This window comes from Virgibacillus ainsalahensis, from assembly GCF_055380755.1.
Window position 1 is genome coordinate 1,238,551 of the sequence record NZ_AP043943.1, and the last position, 26,225, is coordinate 1,264,775.

At 39.1% G+C, this 26,225-nt stretch carries 24 protein-coding genes, 2 riboswitches and 1 other annotated feature; of the genes, 16 read left to right on the top strand and 8 right to left on the bottom strand.

Going from position 1 to position 26,225, the window contains the following annotated elements; translation table 11 throughout:
* The first annotated feature begins 24 nt into the window (after window positions 1–24).
* A riboswitch (FMN riboswitch) is annotated at window positions 25–170 on the top strand.
* Between the two features lie 165 nt (window positions 171–335).
* On the top strand, window positions 336–920 hold the full coding sequence (locus ACZ427_RS05825) for an ECF transporter S component (RefSeq protein ID WP_461177180.1): 585 nt from the start codon (window positions 336–338) through the stop codon (window positions 918–920).
* An 812-nt stretch (window positions 921–1,732) separates the two neighbouring features.
* Here the strand turns inward: ACZ427_RS05825 and ACZ427_RS05830 are convergent.
* Both ACZ427_RS05830 and ACZ427_RS05835 read right to left on the bottom strand, forming a co-directional pair.
* The gene (locus ACZ427_RS05830) at window positions 1,733–2,089 is read right to left on the bottom strand and encodes a TraR/DksA C4-type zinc finger protein (protein ID WP_461177125.1); all 357 of its coding nucleotides are present in this window, start codon (window positions 2,087–2,089) and stop codon (window positions 1,733–1,735) included.
* Between the two features lie 48 nt (window positions 2,090–2,137).
* Window positions 2,138–3,073 (bottom strand): 1,4-dihydroxy-2-naphthoate polyprenyltransferase, encoded by a 936-nt coding sequence (locus ACZ427_RS05835; protein ID WP_461177124.1) that lies wholly within the window; start codon window positions 3,071–3,073, stop codon window positions 2,138–2,140.
* A 171-nt stretch (window positions 3,074–3,244) separates the two neighbouring features.
* Here ACZ427_RS05835 and ACZ427_RS05840 point away from each other — a divergent pair, with 171 nt between their 5' ends.
* The 9 genes from ACZ427_RS05840 (at window position 3,245) to ytkD (ending at window position 13,013) form a co-directional block, all read left to right on the top strand.
* Window positions 3,245–4,630, top strand: a complete 1,386-nt coding sequence (locus ACZ427_RS05840) for an isochorismate synthase (protein ID WP_461177123.1) — start codon at window positions 3,245–3,247, stop codon at window positions 4,628–4,630.
* Window positions 4,631–4,632: 2 nt separating this feature from the next.
* Window positions 4,633–6,372, top strand: a complete 1,740-nt coding sequence (menD, locus tag ACZ427_RS05845; protein ID WP_461177122.1) for a 2-succinyl-5-enolpyruvyl-6-hydroxy-3-cyclohexene-1-carboxylic-acid synthase — start codon at window positions 4,633–4,635, stop codon at window positions 6,370–6,372.
* A gap of 5 nt (window positions 6,373–6,377) precedes the next feature.
* Window positions 6,378–7,199 (top strand): 2-succinyl-6-hydroxy-2,4-cyclohexadiene-1-carboxylate synthase, encoded by an 822-nt coding sequence (gene menH, locus ACZ427_RS05850; protein WP_461177121.1) that lies wholly within the window; start codon window positions 6,378–6,380, stop codon window positions 7,197–7,199.
* Between the two features lie 41 nt (window positions 7,200–7,240).
* Window positions 7,241–8,059 carry a 1,4-dihydroxy-2-naphthoyl-CoA synthase gene (menB, locus tag ACZ427_RS05855; RefSeq protein ID WP_461177120.1) on the top strand — a complete coding sequence of 273 codons (819 nt, stop codon included), beginning with the start codon at window positions 7,241–7,243 and terminating at the stop codon, window positions 8,057–8,059.
* 127 nt (window positions 8,060–8,186) lie between these two features.
* Entirely contained in the window at window positions 8,187–9,638 is a 1,452-nt protein-coding gene (locus ACZ427_RS05860; RefSeq protein ID WP_461177119.1) for an o-succinylbenzoate--CoA ligase, read from the top strand.
* A gap of 88 nt (window positions 9,639–9,726) precedes the next feature.
* A complete protein-coding gene (locus ACZ427_RS05865; protein ID WP_461177118.1) occupies window positions 9,727–11,325 on the top strand; it encodes a mechanosensitive ion channel in 1,599 nt (532 codons plus the stop codon).
* Between the two features lie 202 nt (window positions 11,326–11,527).
* Window positions 11,528–11,848, top strand: a complete 321-nt coding sequence (locus ACZ427_RS05870) for a hydrolase (protein ID WP_461177117.1) — start codon at window positions 11,528–11,530, stop codon at window positions 11,846–11,848.
* A gap of 109 nt (window positions 11,849–11,957) precedes the next feature.
* Entirely contained in the window at window positions 11,958–12,521 is a 564-nt protein-coding gene (locus tag ACZ427_RS05875) for a hypothetical protein (protein WP_461177116.1), read from the top strand.
* A gap of 21 nt (window positions 12,522–12,542) precedes the next feature.
* The gene (gene ytkD / locus ACZ427_RS05880; RefSeq protein ID WP_461177115.1) at window positions 12,543–13,013 is read left to right on the top strand and encodes an RNA deprotection pyrophosphohydrolase; all 471 of its coding nucleotides are present in this window, start codon (window positions 12,543–12,545) and stop codon (window positions 13,011–13,013) included.
* Between the two features lie 25 nt (window positions 13,014–13,038).
* Here ytkD and ACZ427_RS05885 read toward each other — a convergent pair whose 3' ends face one another.
* From ACZ427_RS05885 to pckA, 4 genes are all read right to left on the bottom strand, one after another.
* A complete protein-coding gene (locus ACZ427_RS05885) occupies window positions 13,039–13,845 on the bottom strand; it encodes an ABC transporter permease (RefSeq protein ID WP_461177114.1) in 807 nt (268 codons plus the stop codon).
* Entirely contained in the window at window positions 13,829–14,644 is an 816-nt protein-coding gene (locus tag ACZ427_RS05890) for an ABC transporter ATP-binding protein (RefSeq protein WP_461177113.1), read from the bottom strand. Before ACZ427_RS05890 ends, ACZ427_RS05885 begins: the two co-directional genes overlap by 17 nt.
* A gap of 12 nt (window positions 14,645–14,656) precedes the next feature.
* The gene (locus tag ACZ427_RS05895) at window positions 14,657–15,646 is read right to left on the bottom strand and encodes an ABC transporter substrate-binding protein (protein WP_461177112.1); all 990 of its coding nucleotides are present in this window, start codon (window positions 15,644–15,646) and stop codon (window positions 14,657–14,659) included.
* Window positions 15,647–15,846: 200 nt separating this feature from the next.
* A complete protein-coding gene (gene pckA / locus ACZ427_RS05900) occupies window positions 15,847–17,433 on the bottom strand; it encodes a phosphoenolpyruvate carboxykinase (ATP) (protein WP_461177111.1) in 1,587 nt (528 codons plus the stop codon).
* A 215-nt stretch (window positions 17,434–17,648) separates the two neighbouring features.
* Window positions 17,649–17,756, top strand: a riboswitch (SAM riboswitch).
* A gap of 188 nt (window positions 17,757–17,944) precedes the next feature.
* On the opposite strand from pckA, the gene metK reads away from it, so the two are divergent.
* The gene (gene metK / locus ACZ427_RS05905; protein ID WP_461177110.1) at window positions 17,945–19,147 is read left to right on the top strand and encodes a methionine adenosyltransferase; all 1,203 of its coding nucleotides are present in this window, start codon (window positions 17,945–17,947) and stop codon (window positions 19,145–19,147) included.
* A gap of 47 nt (window positions 19,148–19,194) precedes the next feature.
* Here metK and ACZ427_RS05910 read toward each other — a convergent pair whose 3' ends face one another.
* Complete coding sequence (locus ACZ427_RS05910) at window positions 19,195–19,707, bottom strand: gamma carbonic anhydrase (RefSeq protein ID WP_461177109.1); 513 nt, start codon at window positions 19,705–19,707, stop codon at window positions 19,195–19,197.
* Window positions 19,708–19,794: 87 nt separating this feature from the next.
* Between ACZ427_RS05910 and ACZ427_RS05915 the strand changes: the two genes are divergently transcribed.
* Window positions 19,795–20,877: a tetraprenyl-beta-curcumene synthase family protein gene (locus ACZ427_RS05915; RefSeq protein WP_461177108.1), complete on the top strand. Its 1,083-nt coding sequence runs from the start codon at window positions 19,795–19,797 to the stop codon at window positions 20,875–20,877.
* 28 nt (window positions 20,878–20,905) lie between these two features.
* On the opposite strand, the gene mnmM is transcribed toward ACZ427_RS05915, so the two are convergent.
* Complete coding sequence (gene mnmM / locus ACZ427_RS05920) at window positions 20,906–21,472, bottom strand: tRNA 5-(aminomethyl)-2-thiouridylate-methyltransferase MnmM (protein WP_461177179.1); 567 nt, start codon at window positions 21,470–21,472, stop codon at window positions 20,906–20,908.
* A 167-nt stretch (window positions 21,473–21,639) separates the two neighbouring features.
* Here mnmM and ACZ427_RS05925 point away from each other — a divergent pair, with 167 nt between their 5' ends.
* From ACZ427_RS05925 to leuS, 4 genes are all read left to right on the top strand, one after another.
* A complete protein-coding gene (locus tag ACZ427_RS05925; RefSeq protein WP_461177107.1) occupies window positions 21,640–22,407 on the top strand; it encodes a hypothetical protein in 768 nt (255 codons plus the stop codon).
* A 2-nt stretch (window positions 22,408–22,409) separates the two neighbouring features.
* Entirely contained in the window at window positions 22,410–22,778 is a 369-nt protein-coding gene (locus ACZ427_RS05930) for a GntR family transcriptional regulator (RefSeq protein WP_461177106.1), read from the top strand.
* Window positions 22,775–23,461, top strand: a complete 687-nt coding sequence (locus ACZ427_RS05935) for an ABC transporter ATP-binding protein (protein WP_461177105.1) — start codon at window positions 22,775–22,777, stop codon at window positions 23,459–23,461. Before ACZ427_RS05930 ends, ACZ427_RS05935 begins: the two co-directional genes overlap by 4 nt.
* Before the next feature lie 68 nt (window positions 23,462–23,529).
* Window positions 23,530–23,746: a binding site (T-box leader), on the top strand.
* A gap of 55 nt (window positions 23,747–23,801) precedes the next feature.
* Window positions 23,802–26,219, top strand: coding sequence for a leucine--tRNA ligase (gene leuS / locus ACZ427_RS05940; protein ID WP_461177104.1), 2,418 nt, complete (start codon window positions 23,802–23,804; stop codon window positions 26,217–26,219).
* The last annotated feature ends 6 nt before the right edge of the window (window positions 26,220–26,225 follow it).

Genomic DNA, 26,225 nt, shown 5'->3' on the forward strand with positions numbered 1-26,225 from the left:
CTGAATACAAATTAAATTATCGATTCCAATCTTCGGGGCAGGGTGAAATTCCCGACCGACGGTAAGAAGCAAATTTGCTTTAAGTCCGTGACCCACAAAGCAAAAGGCGGAGTGGTTGACCTGGTGTAAATCCGGGACCGACAGTATAGTCTGGATGGGAGAAGATGTTGAGCCAAATTTAAGTGTGTTTCGCGCTTATATTTTCCTGTGAGAAATCTACCACCCTAAAGCCCCATTAGGCTTTAGGGTTTTTATGTATTTTTATTATTGGAAAAGGCTTTATCCTTCATCGAAACGAGATAGGAATCGGTTAAAGATGGAGGAGGAGAAAGATGATGCAATCTACCAGCAAGCAATCATCAAATCTATTAAAACTTATTATTCTGGCACTACTTGGTACTGTTTCACTCGTACTATTTTTCTTGAATTTTCCGTTACCACTTTTACCTGCCTATTTAAAAATTGATTTCAGTGAAGTACCAGCATTAATTGCTTCACTCATTTTTTCACCAATGGCAGGAGTAATTGTAGTAGCCGTGAAAAATATACTCTATTTAATCGTTTCAGGAGCGGGTGATCCTATCGGGGTTGCTGCAAACTTTCTGGCAGGTTTGATGTTTGTCGTCCCTGTATCAATGCTTTATCATAAATTTAAAGGTGTTAAAAGCATCGTATCCGGCTTAGTGACAGGAACGATCATCATGGCGCTTGGAATGAGTGTATTAAATTATTTTCTTATTTTACCGGCATATTCCTGGTTCATGGGCTGGGAGATGACAGAACAGGTGAAGTGGGTGTCCGTCGTTGCGGGTGTGCTACCTTTTAATATTATCAAAGGTATTGTAGTTGGTTTACTATTTGTTCCTTTATTTGTAAAAATGCGAACATGGATTGAACAGAAACAAGCTAATCATATATAGATTAAAAAAGCTAATCCGAAAGCGGGTTAGCTTTTTTTGCTGCTTCAATAAATATAAAATAATTGAAACCCTCATAAAAAGCTCTTCTCGTAAATTTTGTTACCCTTTAACGTCACAGTTGATATAAAAGACGACGTAACCTAGCAGTGACTTCCTCTCATCCTTTACAAAATGAGTGCTACTCCAGCGCTGCTTAAAAAACACTCGCTTTCCACGGGGAACGCTTCAGCCTCCTCACTCGCAAAGACCTCGCCTTAGGGGTCTTCAGACTGTTCCTTTTCCCGTAGGAGTCTCGCATTTTTTTAAGCAGCTTAGAATAGCTTTCTATTTGAGTGAGAAAGCCTCCATGAAACATAGATTCCATGAGCTTTATCCTTTCTATAATCAGAACACCACTCTTAGCGTAGGCAGAATACGTAGACTCCAGCGGGAACAGCACGAGTCTGAAGACCCCGCAGCGGCGATCTTCCGCGAGGAGGCTGAAGCCGTGCCCGCGGAAAGCGAAGTATTCTGCCGAAGCGATTGTGATAGCACTCGGGTTCATAGAAATGGAAGATAGCAAAACCATGATAAAGTTACTTCGTCTTTTATATCTATTGTGTCAAAAGCAACATATCTTTCGATGGGACGAGTAATCACAGTCCCAAGTCTTTTTGATGGGATGAGTAATCGCAATTCCAAATCATTTCGGTGGGGCGGGTAATCGCAGCCCCATACTAATTGAAAACAGCCTTATTAAAAGAAACAATAAAAAAGGACTGACCCCCAACACTCTAACTTAATTCGCGCAGCGGAGCACAGTCCTTAAAAAATCACTCTTCTTCTTCAACCAAATTTCGTGCGGTTGGCATTACTTCTAATCGTTCAACAGGTATCTGCTTTCCCGATTTTTCACTCAAACCATAGGTGCCTTCTTCCATACGCACCAATGCATCATCAATTTCACGCAGACGGTCTTCACGGACAAGGTTCAACCCAGCATCCCTTTGCTGTTCGAATTGCTCTGTCCCCATGTCTGCCTGGTGGTTATCATAATCTGCCAGCTCACCAGTCACATCATTTGGACTGTCGCCATAATTTGATTCTATTTTTTCTTCATTTTCTTTTTTTAATTTTAACAGTTGCTCTTTAAAATAATCTAATTGTTTTTTGTTAAGATGGTTACGCATAACTATCTCCTTTCATCTTTGTTTCTGACTGTAAATCAGAAAAGCAGACTAGATGAACGTACTGATTAATAGAGACAATCCTAATAAAAGTCCATATATAGTGTTCGTTTTTCCGGTAGCGACCATTGCTGGCATCATTTCAATTGGTTCTGTCTTTCCGTGGAAACCTTTAATGACATCGACGGCTTTTACGATACTAAGCAATGTAATAATCGACCATAGCGGCAGGATTCCCGTTATAATGTAAATGACAGTTAGCAGATAGACGATGAAAAATAAAACTGCAAGGAAGTTTACTGCTTTTTTGTGTCCTAAAAGAATTGCAATCGTCTTCCTGCCACTTTTTTTATCACCAATTAAATCTCTGATATTATTGGAGAGCATGATACATCCTATCAATATTGCCACAGGGACTGAAGCCCATAAACTCACTGCCGTTAATGCTCCTGTTTGGTTGAAATAACTGATTCCAATAATGACAGTTCCCATGAAAAAACCGGAAAACAGTTCACCTAATGGGGTATATGCAATTGGATATGGCCCTCCTGTATATAAATAGCCGAAAAGCATACATATTAAACCAATTACGGCAATCCACCAGCTGGACTGAATACAAATATATACACCAAGCAATATGGCAATACCAAAGAAACCGAGTGCTAAACTTAAGACTGTTTTTGGCGGGATACCATCCCGTACAATCGTTCCTCCGATACCAACAGAATCTTCTGTATCGAGTCCACGAGCATGATCGTAATACTCATTGAACATGTTTGTCGCAGATTGGATTAGCATGGAGGCGATTAGCATGGAAAGAAATAATGATATATGGAAAGAACCTTCTGTAAGTGCCAGCATGGAGCCGACAAAAACAGGTATAAAAGAAGCTGTTAATGTATGTGGACGCAATAGGCGCCACCAAATCTGAAAACCATCTCTCTCATTTAAAGCCTGTTTCACATTTACTTTATTTGAAGACTGCATTATACTACTCCCCCTGAAATCTATCTATATCATATTAATAGTAAGTAAATTGGGATGTGGTGTCAATTTATCTAAATTATTAAAAATAGCCCCTTTCCTTGAGAAACGATGAAAAAGAGAATAAAATAAATATGATAGTCTCTTACGGTATTTTAACGGAGGTTTATACCAATGATTGAAACAAAAGAAAAATCAATAGAAGAATTATTAAATAAAGCGATTCTCAAGCTGAAATCAAATCAGGATTTTCAGCTTGTCAGCTTAACAAAAAAAATAGACGATGCAGATCCGCTTCAATTTTTTGAAGCAGCAAAAACTACAGAGAAAGACCGTACCTTTTGGGCAAGCACGGATGACACGTTTAGTATCGTTGGAATTGGTAATGCATTTGAAATTATTGCAGAAGAGAACCGGTTTGAAATAACAGAAGATCAATGGAATAATCTTGTGAATGAAGCAATCATTCATAATCCGTATAAAAAAGCTGGTACGGGAATTGTTGCCATTGGGGGAATGGAGTTTGACCCTAAAAAAGAGAAAACCAAATTATGGAATAATTTTAAGGCCAGTCATTTTACCATACCGGAATTCATTTTAACGAAACATCATAACGACTGCTACTTCACGGTAAATATCTATGTGCAAAAAGAAGATCATCCCATTCAGCTGGCAAAAGAAATAATGGAAGCAGAAAAAAAACTTTTCACCTATACAAGGAAAGCTGATGATGACTTGGTTCTTAAGAATAAAGTGGAAATTTCGCCAGAAACATGGAAAGAGACAGTGCGGCAGGCAACGAAAGAGATTAGTCAAAATAAAGCAGAAAAAATTGTGCTTGCAAGGGAATTGCGCTTAAAGTTCAATAAACGGGCTGACATTGGCTTGATATTGGAAAAATTGTTAGACATGCAACCGAATAGTTATATTTTTGCATTTGAAAAAGGGGAAGACTGTTTTATTGGCGCTACCCCTGAAAGACTGGTGAAAATTGACAATGAACGTTTACTGTCAACTTGTTTGGCTGGAACAGCTCCGAGAGGGAAAACGAAAGAAGAGGATATAAAAATCAGTTATGAGCTGCTACATGATGAAAAAAATCGCGAAGAGCATGACTTTGTCGTTAAAATGATAAGAAATAAGATTAAAGATTATTGCTCGGGTATTGATATACCGGATGAACCTGTCGTCTATCCACTTAAAAACTTACAGCATTTATATACACCAGTAACTGCAAGTTTGAAAAAGGGCTACAGTATTTTTGATGTGATTAAACAATTACATCCGACACCAGCGCTTGGTGGGACGCCACGAGAAGAATCTCTATCTTTTATCCGTGATAATGAATTATTGGATCGTGGTTGGTATGGAGCACCAATCGGCTGGCTGGACAGTGGTAAAAATAGTGAATTTGTTGTGGCCATCCGCTCAGGTCTCATACAGGGAGATGAGGCGTCTTTATTTGCAGGTTGTGGAGTCGTTGCAGATTCTGATCCGGAAGCAGAATATGAAGAAACAAATGTTAAGTTTTTACCAATGCTATCAGTATTAGGAGAGTAATCATGAATCATACAGAGATTTTGACACGTTATACAGCTAATTTTACAGATGAACTTGTGATCAATGGGATAACAGATGTCGTCATTTCCCCAGGATCAAGATCTACACCACTATCCTTGATGATGACAGAACATAAGGGAATAAACGAGTGGATCGTTCTGGATGAGCGTTCCGCCGCTTTTTTTGCGCTGGGAATGGCGAAAGAAACAAAACGGTCTGTCGCGCTTGTTTGCACATCAGGAACCGCTGCAGCTAACTACTTTCCCGCCATTGTAGAAGCACATTACAGCAGAGTACCTCTGGTAATACTAACCGCAGATCGCCCTCATGAATTACGGGACGTCGGGGCGCCGCAGGCAATTGAACAAATTAAATTATACGGAGACTATGTGAAGTGGTTTCAGGAAATGGCCTTGCCTGAAGCTTCGTCAGCCATGTTAAATTATGTGAGAAGTAAGGCTGCACGTGCTGTTTACATGGCTAATGAGGGAAACCCGGGGCCAGTTCATTTAAATTTTCCATTCCGGGAACCATTGAATCCTGATTTTTCACTGGAAAATATATGGAAATCCCCATCTGAACGTGAACAATCTTTCAGCCCAGTTATCGGTGGAGATAAAAGGTTATCACAGCAACAGATACAGCAGCTTGTTGATAAACTCCAAGGTAAGAAAAAAGGTGTTATTGTCTGCGGACCCCAGGTGGACATGAATTTTGCTGAAGCAATCACGAAACTTGCCGATAAATGGGGCCTACCAATACTTGCCGATCCGCTTTCCCAAGTACGGGCAGGAGATCATCCAAAAGATAGGATCATCGAAACGTATGACGCATTTTTAAGAAATGAATCGGTTCGTAAACAGCTGAAGCCGGACTTTATCATTCGCTTTGGTGCCATGCCGGTTTCCAAACCATATCTTTTTTATGTAAAAGAACATCCAGAAGCAACACAGTTTATATTGGAAAAACATACAGGGTATCGTGAACCAACAGGAAACAGTACTGAATTTATCTTTACGGACCCGGTATTGTTTTGTGAAGACATGATGAAAACTGATATGAACTTTGATTCAGAGTGGTTCGAAGAATGGCTGGAAATGAATGAAATTGCCAAAAGGCATTTACTGACTGGAATGGAAACGGCAATAACAGAGGGTGAGGCTGTGAGGGGGATGCTGGAAGTTATCCCTGATTATAGCAGTTTATATGTAGGCAATAGTATGGCTGTGAGAGATGTGGACACTTTCTTCATGACAACAGAGAAACATATTTCGGTTCTTGCCAACCGCGGCGCAAATGGGATTGATGGGATGATTTCCAGTGGGCTTGGTGCAGCGGCTGCCGGTAAACCGGTAACCTTGCTTTTAGGAGATTTGTCCTTTTTCCATGATATGAACGGATTATTGGCTGCAAAGCATTATCGCCTTAATATTACCATTTTACTGATTAACAATAATGGAGGAGGTATTTTTTCTTTCCTTCCTCATTTAAATAACGAAAAACATTTTGAAGCATTATTCGGCACGCCGGCAGATATAGATTTCGAGCAGTCTACTCAAATGTATGGGGGACATCATGTGGTCGTTACACAGGAGCCTGAACTGAAGGAGGCACTTGCAAGAAGTTATAAGCAACAAGGTTTAACCGTCATTGAAGTGCAAACGGACAGAACTGCAAATGTTCAGTGGCATCGTAATAAATGGAAAGCCATTGAGCAGGAACTCCTGGCGAGAAAGGAGTGAATGGATTGTATTTTTCAATCAATGATGCATCCTACTGGTATGAAATTCATGGTGAAGGGAGACCAGTCGTATTGCTTCATGGTTTTACTGGCAGCTCTTCCACATGGACCGATTTTATTTCCATGTTACAAAATAACTTTAAAATTATTTCGATTGATCTTCCTGGACATGGGAAAACAAAAACACCAACCCCCAAATCAATGGAAGCATGTTGTCATGATCTAAAGGAATTGGTTCACTATATTCAGTTGGAAAAATTTCATCTGCTCGGGTATTCTTTGGGTGGCAGAACAGCCTTATCTTTTGCGATGCTGTACCCGGAAGCTATTCAATCATTAATACTTGAAAGTGCATCACCAGGGCTGGCAACAAAGAAAGAGCGCCAAGAGCGAATAGAGAAAGATGAACAAATTGCCAAACGAATAGAAAACGAGGATCTTGAGGAGTTTGTTAATTTTTGGGAAAAACTTCCACTTTTTGATACACAAAAAAAACTCCCCCGTCGTATTCAAAGAAACATTCGGCATCAACGACTCGCACAAACAAAAGAGGGTCTAGCCCAATCATTGCGTAATATGGGAACAGGAGTGCAGCCTTGCTGGTGGCACCAGCTTGAATCCATTTCAAATCCTGTTCTGCTGCTAGTGGGTGAACATGACCATAAATTTACCAATATCAACAAAAACATGGAGAAAGACTTAAAAAATGCCCGTTTTGAAATAGTCGAAAATGTTGGGCATGCAATTCATGTGGAAAAAACAGAAGTTTTTGGTAAACTAGTAATGGAGTTTATTTTATCCAGTGAATACTCCAAGGCTGCTTTATGAATATTACATAGTGGCAAAACATACCACAAGGAGGTTTTCGTATGACAGTAGAATGGGAAAAAGCAAGAGATTATAATGAGATTATTTATGAGAAATATGATGGTATTGCAAAAGTAACGATTAATCGCCCAGAAAAACGCAATGCTTTTACACCGCTTACCGTAAATGAAATGATTGATGCGTTTGCGGATGCTCGTGATGATTCATCCATCGGTGTTATTATTTTAGCGGGTGAGGGAGAAAAGGCATTTTGTTCCGGTGGAGATCAATCCGTACGGGGACATGGCGGGTACGTAGGTGATGATCAGGTACCACGTTTAAATGTTCTTGATCTGCAGCGCTTGATTCGTACCATTCCAAAACCGGTCATAGCAATGGTTTCAGGATATGCTATCGGGGGAGGACATGTACTGCATGTGGTCTGTGATTTAACAATAGCAGCAGATAATGCTATATTCGGTCAAACCGGGCCAAAAGTGGGAAGCTTTGATGCAGGTTATGGTGCAGGATACTTAGCTCGTATGGTAGGCCATAAGAGAGCTCGTGAAATTTGGTATTTGTGCCGTCAGTATAATGCAGAGGAAGCGTATGAAATGGGTATGGTAAATACAGTAGTTCCATTGGATAAACTGGAAGAAGAAACAATCCAATGGTGTGAAGAAATTTTGGAAAAATCGCCAACTGCACTGCGCTTCCTGAAAGCATCCTTTAATGCAGATACAGATGGATTAGCAGGCCTGCAGCAAATGGGCGGAGATGCAACACTTCTTTATTACACGACGGAAGAAGCGAAAGAAGGAAGAGATGCATTTAAAGAAAAAAGAAAGCCAGATTTTAAACAGTTCCCACGTTTTCCATGATTGAGCGGGCGATTTATATTTTTATTCAAACCTTTGCTTTCAAACAGGCAAGGGTTTTTTTAAAACGAATAAGACTTGGTAACTAGTTAGGGTATTCTGACTTGAGATTGAAAGAGGGTATAGGTATATGGCTGAAATCATTCCACATTGGTTAACAAAACAAGCATCTTTAGCACCAGAGCAAACAGCAATTGAAAATCTCTCCGGAGAAAAAATGACCTTCCTGGAGTTGAAGGAAAAAAGCCAGCATTTTGCAAAAAAATTAGCAGCAAATTCTGTGAAAGAAGGAACTCATGTAGGTATATTATCCTCAAATAGTTCATCCATGGTTATAGCAATTCATGCACTAAGCTACCTTGGAGCAGTTTCTGTCATGTTAAACACAAAATTAACGAAGGAAGAGCTTAACTATCAAATCAAAGATGCAGAGGTTTCATTGATATTAACGAGTGAAAATCTTTATGAGACGACAGAAGAAATGAATTTTTCAATTTCTGTCCATTCCTTTTCACAGATAGACAGGGAAGGGGAAAAGAATATTAAACTACGTCAAGAAATCAATTTGGATGACCCATTTACAATCATCTATACCTCTGGTACAACCGGCTTCCCAAAAGGTGTCATCCATACATATGGGAATCATTGGTGGAGCGCAATCGGATCTGCACTAAATCTGGGCTTAAACAAAGATGATAAATGGCTGTGCGCATTGCCAATTTTTCATGTCGGGGGCATTTCTATCTTTATAAAAAGTGCCATTTACGGCATGCCGGTTTATTTGCTTGAAAAGTTTGATGAATATATCGTGCATGAAGCAATCATTACTCGAGGGGTTACGATTGTATCGGTAGTTACGGTAATGGTCCAAAGACTTATGAATATTCTTGGTGATGATCGTTATCCTGTGACGTTTCGTTGTATGCTCCTTGGTGGGGGACCGGCACCAAGACCACTACTGGAAAAAGCGAAATCAAAAAACATTCCCGTCTTTCAGTCCTATGGTATGACAGAGACATCCTCCCAAATTGTTACACTTAGTCCTGCCGATGCTTTGGAAAAAATCGGGTCCGCTGGAAAACCACTAGTTCCAGCTCAATTGAAAATAAATAACACGAAAAAAGACGATTCAATAGGAGAAATTTTTGTGAAAGGACCGATGGTGACAAACGGTTACTATAAAAATAAAGATGCGACCGAAAAATCCTTGACAGACGGTTGGCTGGCCACGGGAGATTTGGGTTACCTTGATGAGGATGGCTTTTTGTATGTTGTGGACCGCAGAAAAGATTTAATTATCTCAGGTGGGGAAAATATCTATCCATCTGAAATTGAAAGTGTACTTTCCGGTATGGATCAAATTAAAGAAGTTGGTGTAGCAGGTAAAAGTGATGATACATGGGGGAAAGTACCTATTGCATTCATCGTCAAAAACCGACACATAACTGAAGAGGAAATTCTAAATTATGCTGCGCGATACCTGGCTAAATATAAGCTTCCCAAGCAAATTCATTTTATTGATCAACTGCCGAGAAATGCTTCCAATAAAATTGTAAGAGCAGCATTGTGGGATTCCCTGTAATAATTGTGGACTTTTTTCGACAGGATACGTTTGAAAAATTCCCTTTAAAGGTATATATACATATCTTTAGCAAAGGGGGAATTATTATATGAATAATTTCATGGATCAGTATTTCACATCCAGTTTCATGCAAGGCGTACAAAACTTTGTCATTGCACTTGTAATCTTATTAGTTGGGTGGCTGATCGCAAAATTAATCGGAAATGCTGTAGAAAAAGCACTTGGAAAAACGGATTTGGATGATAAGTTATTCAATAAGTTCCGGGAAGGTGATAAACCGGTTGAATCGAACAAGATTATTGGAAAAACGGTTTATTACATACTTCTGTTAGTAGTATTCATTCTATTCTTTAATGTATTGAACTTGAATATGATTGCAAATCCGCTTTCCGATTTAATATCAACATTCCTGAACTTTATCCCGGCAGTATTGGGTGCGGCATTAATCCTTCTGTTAGCATGGATAATAGCTACAGTTGCACAATGGTTAATTGTACAAGGAAGTAAAAAGATTAATCTGCAGCACTTGTTTTACAAGATGAAATTGGCAAGAACAGAGGAAGAAATTAATAAGTATACCGAGACAGTGGGTAAAATTGCTTTCTACCTGATTTTGTTGCTATTTATACCTGGCGTACTGGATGCACTCAATATCGGTGGAATTGCCGAACCATTCAGTGGACTATTATCTACGATGCTGGCATTCATTCCAAATCTGGTTGCCGCAGCGCTTATTTTTGCAATAGGCTGGTTTATCGCTAAAATTGTCAAAAATATAGTTACAAATTTATTGCAGGCAGTTGGTTCAGAAAAACTGGTAGACCGCCTGAAATTGACAAAAGTTTTTGAAGGAACAAGTCTGGCAGCATTTGTTGGAAATCTTGTATTTATTATCATTTTGATTCCAATTACAATTACTGCTTTGGAACAACTCGAGTTAACAGGTATTACTGAACCGGCAATAAGTATGCTCAACACAGTTGTAAATATGATACCAAATATTCTTATTGCGATTGCACTTATTCTGATAGGTGTATGGTTAGGTAAACTAATTGGTGAATTTATACAAAATTACTTGCATAAAATGGGATTTGACCGTATTGCCTCCCAAATGAACCTAGGTAAGGAAGAAACAACACAAAGTAAAATGACGCCATCTGGAATTGCTGGTTATGTCGTTCAAGTATTGATTGTGTTTTTCTTAACCGTACAGGCATTATATGTGATTCAACTGAATTTCCTTGTTGAAATTGCATCAGCGATTACGGCTTATTTACCAGATGTGATCGCAGCGGTGCTTATACTTGGTACGGCACTAATTTTGGCAAATATTGTGGCAAAAGTATTGAAAAATATACTTACTGGTCCCGCAGCGAGTGCGTTGGCAGGATTTGCTAAATATGCCATTATCGTACTTTCCGTTTTCATGGCATTGACACAGCTTGGAATTGCAACGACAATCGTCAGCTCAGCATTCATTCTAATACTGGGTGGGCTCGCATTAGCATTTGGCCTGGCATTTGGTCTTGGCGGAAAAGAATTTGCAAGCAAGTATTTAAGGAAATTTGATAACACGATTGACGAAACAAAAGTGAACGAAAACAGATCCAATCCAAATTCTTCAGGCAATATCACAGATGATACACTAAACAATAAGGATCTTTTCGGTAATGATGGAGACAAATAATAAAGGTTAAAGATCAGAAAAAGGATGTTCCAAAATTTATGGATCATCCTTTTTATTTGCAGTTAAGAAACCAACATGGCGGCTAAGAGCATGCCACCATCATCTATAATAAAATAGCTAATTTAGCTATTTAAATTTTCGAACATCTACATATTACATAATTTCCGGTACTACTAGCCAAATTAATAGCAGGAGGTGCGGTATGGAAAAGAAAAATTATTATGTAAGTGTAGGCACAGGCGAGATTTCTCAAATCAGATACGATAACAATGATGCTTTTGTTATCAATGCTACCGAAGAGGAAGTTAGTCTATTACGCCGGAAATTGGAAAACCTGAATGGCGCCAGTATCCAATCCTTCTGGCGGGCGCATGTACCAATAAAGCCGTATCATGAAGACAAGCCAAATGATGATTATGATAGCAATATGAAAGACACGTTTCAAATGCTCTACGACTGGGGCGATGAACAAACAAAAGCCCATATTACATCGATGGGGATTTTAACGGACAATCATATGTAGAATGGAAGGGGAATAGAATACACATTGATATTCTATTCCCCTATTTGTGGTTTATCCACCTGGGTATAAAGGAATAGCAAAAGTACAACATCAAACAGGGGGGAAAGTCATGAAGAATAGACATCATAAGAATTTAATAATATTTTTAAGTATTGGCATCATTTATACATTATTAATCACGTCAACATTAACCACAAGCGGGTTACAGCTAGCTGGGGCAAAGGGCCACCAGCAAATGGAAACCATGTCCAAAGATAAAATATTACAGACTGAACATAACGAAGAGACCAATGAAATTACGCATGATAAAATCATTTCTTTAACAGACCAATTTATGGAAATTTTGCTTCAGGATATTGATGAGAATTATAAAGTAGAAAATTATGATACAATGGATGAGTTACTTAACGCATTTGATCAAGTTGCTGCAAGGGAAACAGCAGAACCTTATGTTCACTTTTATTATACGGAAGAATCGGATGGCTTGTATATTCTTCCAACGGAAACACCGCCATGGTTCACAAAAGATAATCCGTATAACGTGATACAGCTGGATAACAACAAAGCTAAAGTCGTACAGGATAACCACTCTGTTTTCTATGATAATTATACGATAGAAATTGAATTTACATTTGATACGCAATGGAAAATAACAAATATTAACCTCTTATAAGGAATAAAGGCAGTTGACAATATGTACAGATTTAAAGATTATTATAACAATGAAGTTAAGCTATCATTTGAAGACCATCCATTCTCGAAACATCCCCTGCATGTATGGGCAATTTGCAGGCACCAGGAGCAATGGCTTTTGACAAAACATAAGGGCAGAGGGTATGAATTCCCGGGAGGAAAAGTTGAGAAAAATGAAACACCAGAACAGGCAGCAATTCGGGAAATAAAAGAAGAAACTGGAGGAAATGTTGAAACCATTGATTATATCGGACAGTATCGTGTTGATGGGAAAAGTGAAACGGTTATAAAAAATGTTTACTTTGCTTATGTAGACCAACTAGCCCCCCAAGAAACCTATTATGAAACTGCAGGCCCTGTTTTGATAAAAACACTTCCATTCAATGTAAAGCATAACGAATCATACAGTTTCATGATGAAAGATGGAGTCTTGGACCATTGTATGGAGTATATTAAAAATCGCCTATATTAAAGCATAGGCGATTTTTAATCTCTGTTTATGTTGTATGCTTTATGAGCCATTTTTCCAATTTCTCAACAATCTTATACATAATTGCTGCAAATATGGCGATAAGAACGAGACTGGACATAACTAGCGAAAAATCAAATACTTGGAACCCGTAAATGATTAAATAGCCCAATCCTTGTTTTGAGACAAGGAACTCCCCAACGATTACACCAACCCAGGAAAGCCCCACATTCACTTTTAATGTTGAAATCATTGCCGGCATTGTCGCTGGGAAAATTGCTCCTTTAAAGCATTGCCATCTAGTTGCACCAAAACTTTTTAAAACTTTTTCATAGTTTGGGTCGACTTCGTTAAATGCAGAGTAGATAACAAGTGTTGTAATGATAACAGATATAATTGCTCCCATTGCAATGATGGAAATGTATCCCGGTCCCAGCGCGACAATGATGATTGGTCCGAGAGCGACCTTTGGCATTGCATTCATTATAACGAGATAAGGATCCATTATATTGGAAAAGCGTTTGGAGGACCATAATAAAGATGCGATGATTATCCCTGCAACTGTTCCGATTATGAACCCTAATACTGTTTCAAATAACGTTACCTGAACATGTAGCAGCATCGACCCATCTGAGATTCGAGAAGCCAGCAATTGGATTACCCTGAATGGTGAACTAAACAATAATGGGTCAATCCAATAAAGTCTGCTGGCAATTTCCCATAGAGCAACAAAACAAACGAGAATACTGATTTGCCATACGAAAACAATTTTCTTTTCCTTTTTAATTTTCCTTTTATAGTTTTCAAAAAGGTGCTGGTCAGATTTCTTTTCCATTGCTTTGTGATCCCACCTTCTTCTCGTGAGGAACTATTTCTTTTTTGTCCAACTCTTCCCAAATTTTATCGAAAAGTAGTTGATACTTTGCGTGACGTCTTACCAGAAATGGACTTTCATCACGTAATTCAATTGGAACTTCAAAAACCTTTGCAAGAGACCCCGGATTGGCATCCATCATGAATATTCGATCACTCATAGCGATGGCTTCTCCAATATCATGGGTTACCAGGATTGTTGTTTTTTTATAGGATTTTAATAAGTGGGATACAAGATCTTCTAATTTTAGTTTTGTCTGATAGTCAAGTGCTGAAAAAGGTTCATCCAGCAATAATATTTTCGGGTCATTAACCAATGTGCGCACAAGTGCAACCCTTTGACGCATCCCACCGGACAGTGAGCTCGGATAGGATTCAGTCACGTCTGCTAAACCAACTTCACGTAGTAAATCCAATGCAATTTCTTTCGTTTCTGTTGTGTTCGTGTCAGAAATGGTAGGTCCTAATAAAACATTATCAATAATTGTTTTCCAAGGAAATAAATAATCCTGTTGCAACATATATCCAATCGCCAGTTCGGACTCTGAAATTGGCTTCTGCTCAAGGAGTACATCACCGGAGGTTTGTTCCATGATTCCTGCGATGATGGAAAGTATTGTAGATTTCCCACAGCCGCTGGGACCGAGAAGTGCAATGAACTCGCCTTCTTTTATGGAGAGTGATATATTATTTAATGCTTTGGTGTAGCCATTTTTTGAAAAATAATGATGGGAGACTTTATCTAATGTTAGAAATGACAAATGAATCCCTCCTTAGTTGCTGATAACTTCTTCAGCAAATTCCGTATTTACAAGTTCTTCATATGGAACATCTGCCGGAAGTTCTCCGGATTCTTCCATAATATTTTTAAGGTTTTGCCATTCTTCTTTATTCAAAATCGGATCTGTTGCAAATGATCCCTGACTTTTATAACGGTCAATGGAAGCGGCGAGCATATCTAAATCTGTATCATCGAAATATGGCTGTATCGCTTCTGCTATGTCCTCGGCGTTGTTTTCCTTTACCCATTGCTGCGCTTTATAAATAGCCCTGGTGAACTTGCTCACGGCCTCTTCATTTTCATCCATATAGCTTTGCTTCGTCATAAATACGGTATAAGGTACTGTACCGGATTCTTCACCAAAAGAGGCAACAATATGACCATTTCCTTCTTTTTCAAAAACGCTTGCTGTTGGTTCGAATAATTGAACATAGTCATAGTCGCCAGATGCAAAGGCTCCCGGAATATTAGCAAAATCAATGTTTTGACTTAATTCTAAATCACCATGTGGGTCAATATCATGCTTTTTCAATACAAATTCACCAACCATCTGTGGCATACCACCTACACGCTGCCCTAAAAAAGAGCTATCTCTAAGGTTTTCCCATGCGAAGTCAGGCTGAGGTTCTTTTGCTACAAGAAATGTACCATCTGTTTGAGTTAATTGTGCAAAATTAATCGCATAGTCTTTGGAATCCTGTGCATACACATAGATGGAAGTCTCTGACCCAACCAGCGCAATATCAGCACCGTCAGACAATAAAGCAGTCATTGTCGTGTCGCCGCCCCATGTTGTTTGCAAATCAACATCCAATCCTTCTTCTTCAAAGAATCCCTTTTCCAGTGCTACATACTGCGGGGCATAAAAAAGGGAGCGAGTCACTTCAGCTAGACTGATTGAGGTTTTACTATCGGTATTACATGCAGAAAGAAAAAGGAGTATCAGACAGGAAAATACAGTAAATACTTTTATTTTTTTCATATCATTCCACCCTTTCATTTAAATAGTGATATGTCATCCCAGTTTATGCTTATTTAAAAAAATGTGTGAATGCCCAGTGTGGGCTTTTGGTAACTTTTTATATTTGCTTAGCTGCAAAAAAAGCCGACCTCCACAATGGGAGGTCGGCTTCGTTCTTCGATATAAATTAATTCCTTTTGGGATGAGGAATATATAATTGGTTATGCTTTATAAACAGGTCCTGCCTGCTTTATTTCATTACTAGCTTTAGAGAACTTCTTAAAATTCTCATGAAACTTCATTGCCAATGATTTTGCTGCAGAGTCATAAGCATTTTTGTCTTTCCACGTGTTTTTTGGAACTAATACTTCATCAGGGACACCTGGGACATAGGTTGGTATTTCCAACCCAAAAATTTCATCTTGCGTTGTTTCAGCTGAATTTAGTTCTCCTTCTAATGCGGAATGAATCATTGCTCGTGTATACGATAGTTTCATACGCTTACCTACACCATATGAACCACCAGTCCAGCCGGTGTTTACCAAAAAGACATTGGAATTATGTTGATCAATCTTCTCTCCGAGCATTTCTGCATAAGCGGATGGTGCCAATGGCAGAAACGGTGATCCGAAGCAGGCTGAGAAAGTTGCCTGAGGCTCTGTGATACCACGTTCAGTACCAGCAAGTTTGCTCGTATATCCACTCAGAAAATGATACATTGCTTGTTCTTTTGTCAATTTGCTTATTGGTGGCAGTGTTCCTGACGCATCCGCTGTAAGAAAAATGATTGTGTTTGGGTGCCCAGCGACACTAGGTGAAAGAATATTATCGATATTTTCTAAGGGATATGCTGCTCGTGTATTTTCCGTTAAAGATGTGTTATCATAATCCGGCATCCTCGTTTGTTCATCAAGAACAACATTCTCCAAGACAGAGCCAAACCGGATGGCATTAAAAATCTGTGGTTCTTTTTCTTGGGAAAGGCTTATGCATTTCGCATAGCATCCACCCTCAATATTAAAGACACCATTTGGACTCCATCCATGTTCATCATCACCAATCAACCGGCGGTATGGATCAGCGGATAATGTTGTTTTACCTGTACCGGATAATCCGAAGAATAAAGCAACATCACCTTCTTGACCGACATTAGCAGAACAGTGCATGGATAAAATATCCTGCCGGGGAAGTAGATAGTTCATGATAGAAAAAATGGATTTCTTTATTTCTCCGGCGTATTCCGTTCCTCCGATTAACACAACCCTCTTTTTGAAGGAAATTATAATAAATGTTTCTGAATTTGTACCATCTTCAGCAGGATCCGCTTTAAAATTTGGCGCAGAGATGACAGTGAATTCAGATTGATGGGATTTGAGTTCCTCCTCTGTCGGTGTAATAAATAATTGACGGGAGAATAGATTATGCCATGCAAATTCATTGATGACTTGAATAGGCAGGCGGTATTTTTCATCTGCACCGGCGAATCCCTTAAATTGATACAACTCATCTTTAGTTTTTAAATAGGTAATCATTTTTTCATACAGCTTGTTAAATGAATCTTCATCAATTTCCTGGTTAACAGTACCCCAATCAATATATTCATTACAAACATCATCTCTCACAATGAATTTATCCTTTGGTGAACGCCCTGTATAGGCTCCTGTTGTGGAAACAACTGCACCCGTTGCCGTCAGTACCCCTTCATCATGGGAAAGAATCTTCTCAACTAATTGAGGCACGGATAAATTAGCTTGCAGATTATGGTGGGAATAAATATCCTTTAAACATGGTCTTTCTACCATTTTCATATGAATACCTGCCTTTTTAATAAATTTTAATTTAATTATACTCATTTATGATAGACATGAAATTGTTGAATCTGATTATTAGTATAACACATTAAAATGAATAGTCCATACTAATAAAAAGATTTATTGATAAAATTTTATGTATTCACTAATATAATGTTAAATTAGTTGACACAGAGCGCGTGTTTCGGTAAGCTGAATTTCGAACGGATACTCTCTTATTCAGAGTTGGTGGAGGGACAGCCCCGATGAAGCCCAGCAACCATCACATCATGTGAAAAGGTGCTTACCTGTTGCAAGGATATCTCCTTGAACAATAAGAGTGAAAGGCCATGAACTCCTTTCCTCATGACTGCAGGAAGGGCTTTTTTACTTTAATAAGGATTTTAAGTATAAGAAACCCTAGGCTGTCGCCAATGATTGACGACAAGTCAAGTATTACTTTGGATAATATCGAAATAAAAATGGAAATAGAGTACCGTAATTAACTATCAGGGGAGGATTTAGCCATATGGCTGCCAATCGTCGTTTATTTACATCAGAATCAGTAACAGAAGGACATCCGGATAAAATCTCTGACCAAATATCAGATGCTATTTTGGATGAACTTTTAAAAAAGGATCCATTTGCACGTGTAGCTTGTGAAACAACTGTAACTACAGGGCTAGTATTGGTTTCTGGAGAAATTTCTACAAATACATATGTGGATATCCCGGCAATTGTCCGTCAAACCATTAAAGAAATTGGGTACACTCGTGCGAAATTCGGCTTTGACGCACAAACATGTGCTGTATTAACAGCAATCGATGAACAATCTGCTGATATCGCCGGCGGAGTGGATACAGCATTGGAAGCGCGCCAAGGAAAAATGACAGATGAGGAAATTGATGCTATCGGAGCAGGGGATCAGGGATTAATGTTCGGTTTCGCCTGTGATGAAACGGAAGAATTAATGCCGCTTCCTATTTCCTTAGCACATAAATTAGCGAAACGGCTATCTGAGGTACGTAAGGAAAAGATTCTCGACTATCTGCGTCCAGATGGGAAGACCCAAGTCACTGTGGAATATGATGAGAATGATCAACCGGTCAAAGTGGATACTATTGTTATTTCCACCCAGCATCATCAGGATGTGACAACAGAACAAATTGAAAAAGACATTATTGAACATGTGATTAGACCAGTTGTTCCTGATGAGCTGTTGGATGGTACTACAAAATACTTCATTAACCCGACAGGCCGTTTTGTGATTGGAGGTCCTCAAGGCGATGCAGGATTAACCGGACGTAAAATTATTGTTGATACTTATGGTGGTTATGCTCGTCACGGTGGGGGTGCATTCAGTGGGAAAGATTCTACGAAAGTGGATCGTTCTGCTGCGTATGCTGCACGCTATGTGGCTAAAAATATTGTCGCGGCAGGACTGGCAAAAACATGTGAAGTGCAGCTTGCCTATGCAATCGGGGTTGCAGAACCGGTGTCCATTGCGGTCAATACATTTGGTACAGGAATTGTAAGCGAGGAAGAATTAGTAGGAGCAATTCGTAAATTATTTGATTTGCGTCCTGCAGGAATTATCCGCATGCTTGATCTCCAAAAACCAATTTTTAGAAAAACGGCTGCGTATGGTCATTTTGGAAGAACGGATGTTTCACTCCCATGGGAGAAGACGGACAAGGTGGATGAATTAAAAGCCCTTATTGAAAATAAATAAAATAAAAACGGACAATGCAGCACTCCGCATGTATTGTCCGTTTTGTATTATAAATCCGTGTTTTTTTTATAATACTCTCCTTTTTCCACATAAGAACTTCTTACCCGTTCCATTTCTGCAAAATCTTCTTCCGTCAATTCACGGACGACCTTTGCCGGCCTGCCCATGACCATTGTATTTGCTGGGATTTTTTTACCTGGTGGCACAAGGCTTCCTGCCCCCACAAAGGCATTCTCCCCGATTTCAGCGCCATCCAGTATAAGGGATCCCATCCCTATGAGCGCATTTTTTCGTATAACCGCAGAGTGTAAGGTCACCTGATGACCGATTGTCACATCATCTTCAATTAATAATGTACGATCAGGACTTTGGTGAAGCATGGAAAGATCCTGAATATTCACCCGTTTGCCGATGCGGGTTGGTGCTACATCCCCTCGGATGATTGTTTTAAACCACACGCTTGATTTTTCACCAATGGATACGTCACCGATTACCAGGGCATCTTTTGCGATAAATACTGATTCATGGATAGAAGGTTCTGTATTTTTATAAGCATGCATATTTGATTCCTCCTGCAAAGTATGATGATATAGGTATAGTATAACAAAAAAGATGAAAACTTTCGTAATATAGATGGAGGTGTTGAATTGACAAGCAGTATACCAACTTCGGCATTCACCTTAATGCTAACAGTATATCGGAAAGTTTTTCCTGAGGTCGAGAAAGAATTATCCTACTGGAAAAGCCGTGCTGAACAAATACCAAATGAGGAATTACGGTCGCAAGCACTTGCAAGTATCGAGGCAAAACGGTTTCATTGTCAGGGTGGTGGTGTTTATGCATTACTTGCAGGAGATAAGTGGAGGGAAGCAATCCAGTTTATAACAGCTTATCAGACAATCAGTGACTACCTGGATAACTTGTGTGATCGCAGTACATCGATGGACCCAAAAGATTTTAAGCTTCTGCATCAAGCGATGAGAGATGCATTGACACCAGATAATAACCTGAAAAATTATTATGAGTTACGAGAAGATCAGAATGATGGAAGATATTTAACCGAGCTTGTCCAGACTTGCCACAAGACAATAAGAAATCTGGATTGCTATAATGTCTTGAAAGCATACTTACGAAATCTGGAAGGGCTGTATAGTGATTTACAAATACATAAACATGTCACTGTTGATCAGCGAATCCCACGATTAACGATGTGGCATGAACAGCACAAAGAACAAGCACCTAACCTAAGCTGGTATGAATTTTCTGCTGCTTGCGGGTCGACACTTGGTATTTATTGTCTCGTATCTTATGCGTTAGGTGGAAAGATGACGGAAAAACTGGCCGAAAAATTTTATAAAGGCTATTTTCCATTTATGCAGGGGTTACATATATTATTGGATTACTATATTGATCAGTATGAAGATCTGGAGGAGACGGATTTAAACTTCTGCAACTATTACGCAGATCAGAAAGAGTTAAAAGAACGTTTCATCTATTTTATAGAACAAACGAAGAAGTGTGTACAGGCATTACCTGACCAGAGGTTTCATCAAATGGTTCAGATGGGACTTGTTGGTTTATATCTGGGTGATCCAAAAGTGAAAGAACTGGCAGGTGCAACCGATATGAAAAAAGCGCTGTTAAAAGCGAGCGGACCAACTTCGATTTTTTTTCATTGGAACTCGAAAACATATTATAAGTTGATTGAAATCCGGAAACAAAAGGCTTAAAAAAACCTCGTTCCATAAATTTCAATCATTATTTCTTTTGGATTGCTAATATAAACGGCGGGTCATTTCTTTGGTTAATAAACCCATACTGTAATACATTATATTTCTTCTGTTCGAGATGCAGTACATGTTTTAACAGGGCATCTTTCTCCTGTTTACCGCCCTCATGCCCATAATATACGACGAGTACAATCAAACCTTCTTTTTTAAGGTGACTCAAGATTGTGTCGATGGCGATGATTGTTGATTCGCCCTTAGTGACAACAGACTTATCACTCCTCGGTAAATATCCGAGATTGAATATTGCGCCCCCGATTGTGTTAATTTTATCTTTTGGTAAATATTCTGCAAGATTCTCGTGACTATCATGAGTTAGCGACACATTCGTACGATTATGATCGATTAATATCTGTTTCGTGGTTGTAATGGCCTGTCGCTGAATATCAAAAGCGAATACATGCCCATTGTTACCGACAAGGTCGCTTAAGAATAAAGTGTCGTTTCCATTTCCACAGGTCGCATCAATTACAGTTTCTCCTTTTTGAATCGTTTCTTCTAATAGGTAATGCGCATAGTTTAGGATTCCTTTAAGCATCGTGCATCCACATTCTTTCATTTAGTATTTTTTATACATACTTATTTTATCACAACATTCATTAATCAAAAAAGGTTGGATATTTTTATAAAGCTGTACCTTATTGCAACCTCCCTTGTTCTAGTGTACTATATAACTATCACACTAGAACAAGGGAGGTTATTGTTATGAATCCTGCTTTTAAATCGTTATACAGGAAAGAATGGAAAATAATGAGAGGCATTTTTATCGGTCCATTTGTTGTCACAATTCTTATCATATCTATCAGTAATTTAACGAATGTCCAAGACATCATAAATTTACTTTTAAGCATTATGGCTTTTGGATTTGTTATTTTACCATTAGCGGTATTATTCAGTCTGAATACAGAGGCAATTCAATTGGAATTATTTCTCCATAACCCTCAATCTATCCATCAACTACTTTTCGTGAAATTTTTGAATGGGGTCATTTTTGCTTTCAGTTATTTATTTATCTTATCGTTCTTTGTTATAGGCATAAATATGGTCTGGGAAGTTTATTCGATCAATTGGTTTCTGCTTTTCATTCTACTGTTGTTTACAAGTACGCAGATGATAATGATTTCTATCTTTCCAACAATTGTAATTCTTTTATTCTGGACATTACATCAACTGTGGCGCACCCATCTGCGAGGATTAAGTATTATTGCAGTATTTGTTTTATTAATTCTCAGTTTCCAGCTAATGAGTTTATTTTGGAATTCGGCACTCTATGATCTATTAACAAAATGGGGATCGTTTTCACTACCGTTTGATTCTTATCAAGTAAGTGAATTAACGGTTACCTCCGGCTTATTTCATTTTAGCGGCTTAGAAGGTACGGTGTTTCTGGGTACGTATGTATTTTATGGAATCTTCACAGCCGTATTATATCTGGTATCTGCTTACATGCTTGATCGTAAAGTGGAGGTATAATAATGGGAATTGATTTTGATGCAAATAAACCGATATACCAACAGTTGATTAACCGAATTTCCAGTGAGATTATTCGCGGCGACAGAAAGCCCGAGGAAAAACTAACTTCAGTTCGGGAATATGCACTGGAGGCGGGGGTGAATGCAAATACGGTCAGCCGGGTTTACCGAGAACTGGAAAATATGGAGATTGTTGAAACGAGGCGGGGACAAGGGACGTTTGTAACAAAAGACCGGGAAAGGTTGCGTACTCTGCGAGAGGATATGAAGGCAGCATTTATTGAGCAATTTATCCGTGATATGCAGGATATGGGCTATAGTCTGGATGAAATGATCCGTGGTATTGAAATGGAAGGAGGAGACGATAAGTGATTCAACTGGAAAATGTAACGAAGAAATACCTCAACCATAAAGCGATTGATCAATGCTCGACCAAACTTAAATCAGGCAAAATAATTGGTGTGATTGGGGAAAACGGAAGTGGGAAGACAACATTTTTAAAATTACTTGCTGGACTTCTCAGACCTACCACTGGAAAAGTGCTGATTGATTCCAAGCAGGTGAACAGACAGATCAGTAATAAATTAGCTTACCTGACAGATTCTGATTATTTTTATCCGTATTTTACGATTGAAGAACTCATACATTTTTATCAAAATCAATTTGCTGATTTTGATAAAGACAAAGCCCATGAAATTGCCTCTTTCATGAAAATAGATCTAAAAAGGAAAATGAAGTATTTATCAAAAGGGAATAGGAGTCGGGTGAAGCTTATCGTAACACTTGCACGAAAAGCACCATATGTTGTATTGGATGAACCGTTTTCCGGGCTTGACCCACTGGTTCGAAAAGCATTGATTAATGGGATTATTAAATTTGCGGATATGGAACAGCAAACCCTTATTCTAACAACACATGAAATAAGAGAAGTGGAAACGATTCTAGATGAAGTGTTGTTACTCAAGAGGGGCAGGATTCTTGCACATCAGGAAGTTGAGCAAATTCGGGAAGAATACGGTATAAATGTAATTGATTGGATGGAGAAGGTTATATGAGGCAGTCACTTCAATATGCAACAATCTTGACAATGGGAATTGTATTCATTATAATTCGGTTAAATAATCTAACGACTTGGAAGAGGATTAGTAATAAATTATTTCAGGCATAGAGAGACAGTGGCTGGTGAAAGCTGTCATTGAAAAGTTTATGAACTCACCTCGGATGTTGCAGAAGTGAAAAGTAGTTTCTGCCGTGAATCCGCGTTACGGATACAAGTGGACACAGGTTGCTGTGTTAATTTGGGTGGTACCGCGGGTCCGTTTAGGCTACTCGTCCCTTAACCGGGGATGAGTAGCTTTTTCATATCATAAATAATTTAATAGGAGGAAAATGACAATGAGTTTCAATCATCAGCAGATCGAGCAGAAATGGCAAAAGCATTGGCTTGATAACAAAACATTTAAAACAGATACATATTCTAAGAAGGAAAAATTTTATGCGTTGGATATGTTTCCTTATCCCTCAGGTGCCGGTTTGCATGTAGGACATCCGGAGGGTTACACAGCAACGGATATCATTTCCCGGATGAAACGCATGCAGGGTTATGAAGTAATGCACCCGATGGGATGGGATGCGTTCGGATTACCTGCGGAGCAATATGCCATCGATACAGGAAATAGCCCGGCCGAATTCACGGTTGAAAATATTGCAACTTTTAAGCGCCAAATCCAAGAGTTGGGTTTCTCTTATGATTGGGACAGAGAAATAAATACAACCGACCCCCATTACTATAAATGGACACAATGGATTTTTACAAAGCTATATGAAAAAGGACTTGCCTATATGGATGAGGTAGCAGTGAACTGGTGCCCTGCACTTGGGACCGTGCTTGCCAATGAAGAAGTAATAGATGGGAAAAGTGAACGCGGTGGCCATCCTGTCGTTCGTAAACCGATGAAACAATGGATGCTGAAAATTACGGCATATGCAGACCGTCTGCTTGAGGATTTGGAAAAAGTGGATTGGCCTGAAAGCATTAAAGACATGCAGAGAAATTGGATCGGTCGTTCAGAAGGAGCAGAAGTAACATTCACAATAGCTAATCATGAAGAGAAATTCACCGTATTCACAACAAGACCAGATACATTATTCGGAGCAACCTATGCTGTTCTTGCACCAGAGCATCCTTTTGTTGAATCAATTGTTACACAAGAACAAAAAGAAGCAGTTGATGCATATTTGGATAAGGTTCAAACAAAATCGGACCTCGAACGTACGGATCTTGCAAAAGAAAAATCCGGTGTTTTCACGGGAGCCTATGCTATTAATCCGGTCAATAATGAAAAAATGCCGATATGGGTAGCTGATTATGTACTGATGGGTTATGGAACCGGGGCAATTATGGCGGTACCTGCCCACGATGAACGAGATTATGAATTTGCGACGAAATTCGAACTGCCGATTGTTGAAGTAGTAGCTGGTGGGAATATTTCCAAAGAAGCCTATATTGGTGATGGAGAGCATGTTAATTCAGGATTCTTGGATGGTCTTGGTAAAGACGAGGCAATTTCGAAAATTATTGAATGGCTGGTGTCAGAGGGAAAAGGTGAAAGGAAGGTTACGTATCGTCTGCGCGACTGGCTGTTTGCGAGACAGCGTTACTGGGGAGAACCTATTCCTGTTATTCATTGGGAAGATGGAACAACGACAACCGTACCTGAAGAAGAACTTCCATTGGAATTACCTGTTATGTCAGAGATTAAGCCATCCGGTACCGGAGAATCTCCGCTTGCGAATAATACGGATTGGGTCAATGTGGTTGATCCTGAAACCGGGATGAAAGGCCGCAGGGAAACAAGTACAATGCCGCAATGGGCAGGAAGTTGCTGGTATTTCCTTCGTTTTATTGACCCGGATAACCCAGAAAGGCTGGCAGACTCAGAAGCATTAAAAGAATGGTTGCCGATTGATATTTACATTGGTGGAGCAGAACATGCTGTCCTTCATTTGTTATATGCACGCTTCTGGCATAAATTTCTATATGACATCGACGTTGTTCCGACAGAAGAGCCATTTATGAAATTGTATAACCAGGGAATGATTCTGGGGGAAGGCAATGAAAAAATGAGCAAATCAAAGGGGAATGTTGTGAACCCTGATGATATTATAACTTCCCACGGCGCGGATACACTGCGTCTGTATGAAATGTTTATGGGTCCACTCGATGCAGCAGTTTCCTGGTCAACAAATGGGTTGGATGGAGCAAGGCGTTTTCTGGATCGCGTATGGAGGCTGTTTATGGAGGACGATGGATCACTTTCAGAAAAAATCACAGCTGATGACGGAAATGCTACCATAGACAGGGTATATAATGAAACCGTAAAAAAGGTTACCGAAGACTTTGAGAATCTTCATTTCAATACGGGTATCTCACAATTGATGGTGTTTATTAATGAAGGCTATAAAGCTGAAACACTTCCTAAGAAATATGTCGAAGGATTTATTAAAATGCTTTCGCCGGTTGCGCCCCATGTTTCGGAGGAATTATGGGAAAGGCTTGGTAATAAGGGAACAATCAGCCATGAGCAATGGCCGGAATATGATGAATCAAAATTGGTTGAAGATGAAGTTGAAATTGTAATACAAATCATGGGAAAAATTAAGACGAAGATTAATGTAGCAAAAGATATTACAAAAGAAGAACTGGAGAAAGAAGCTCTTGCAAATGATAAAATTCAAGAGATAATTGAAGGAAAAACCATCCGTAAAGTAATTGTTGTGCCGGGGAAACTTGTAAATATTGTAGCAAATTAAAAAGGT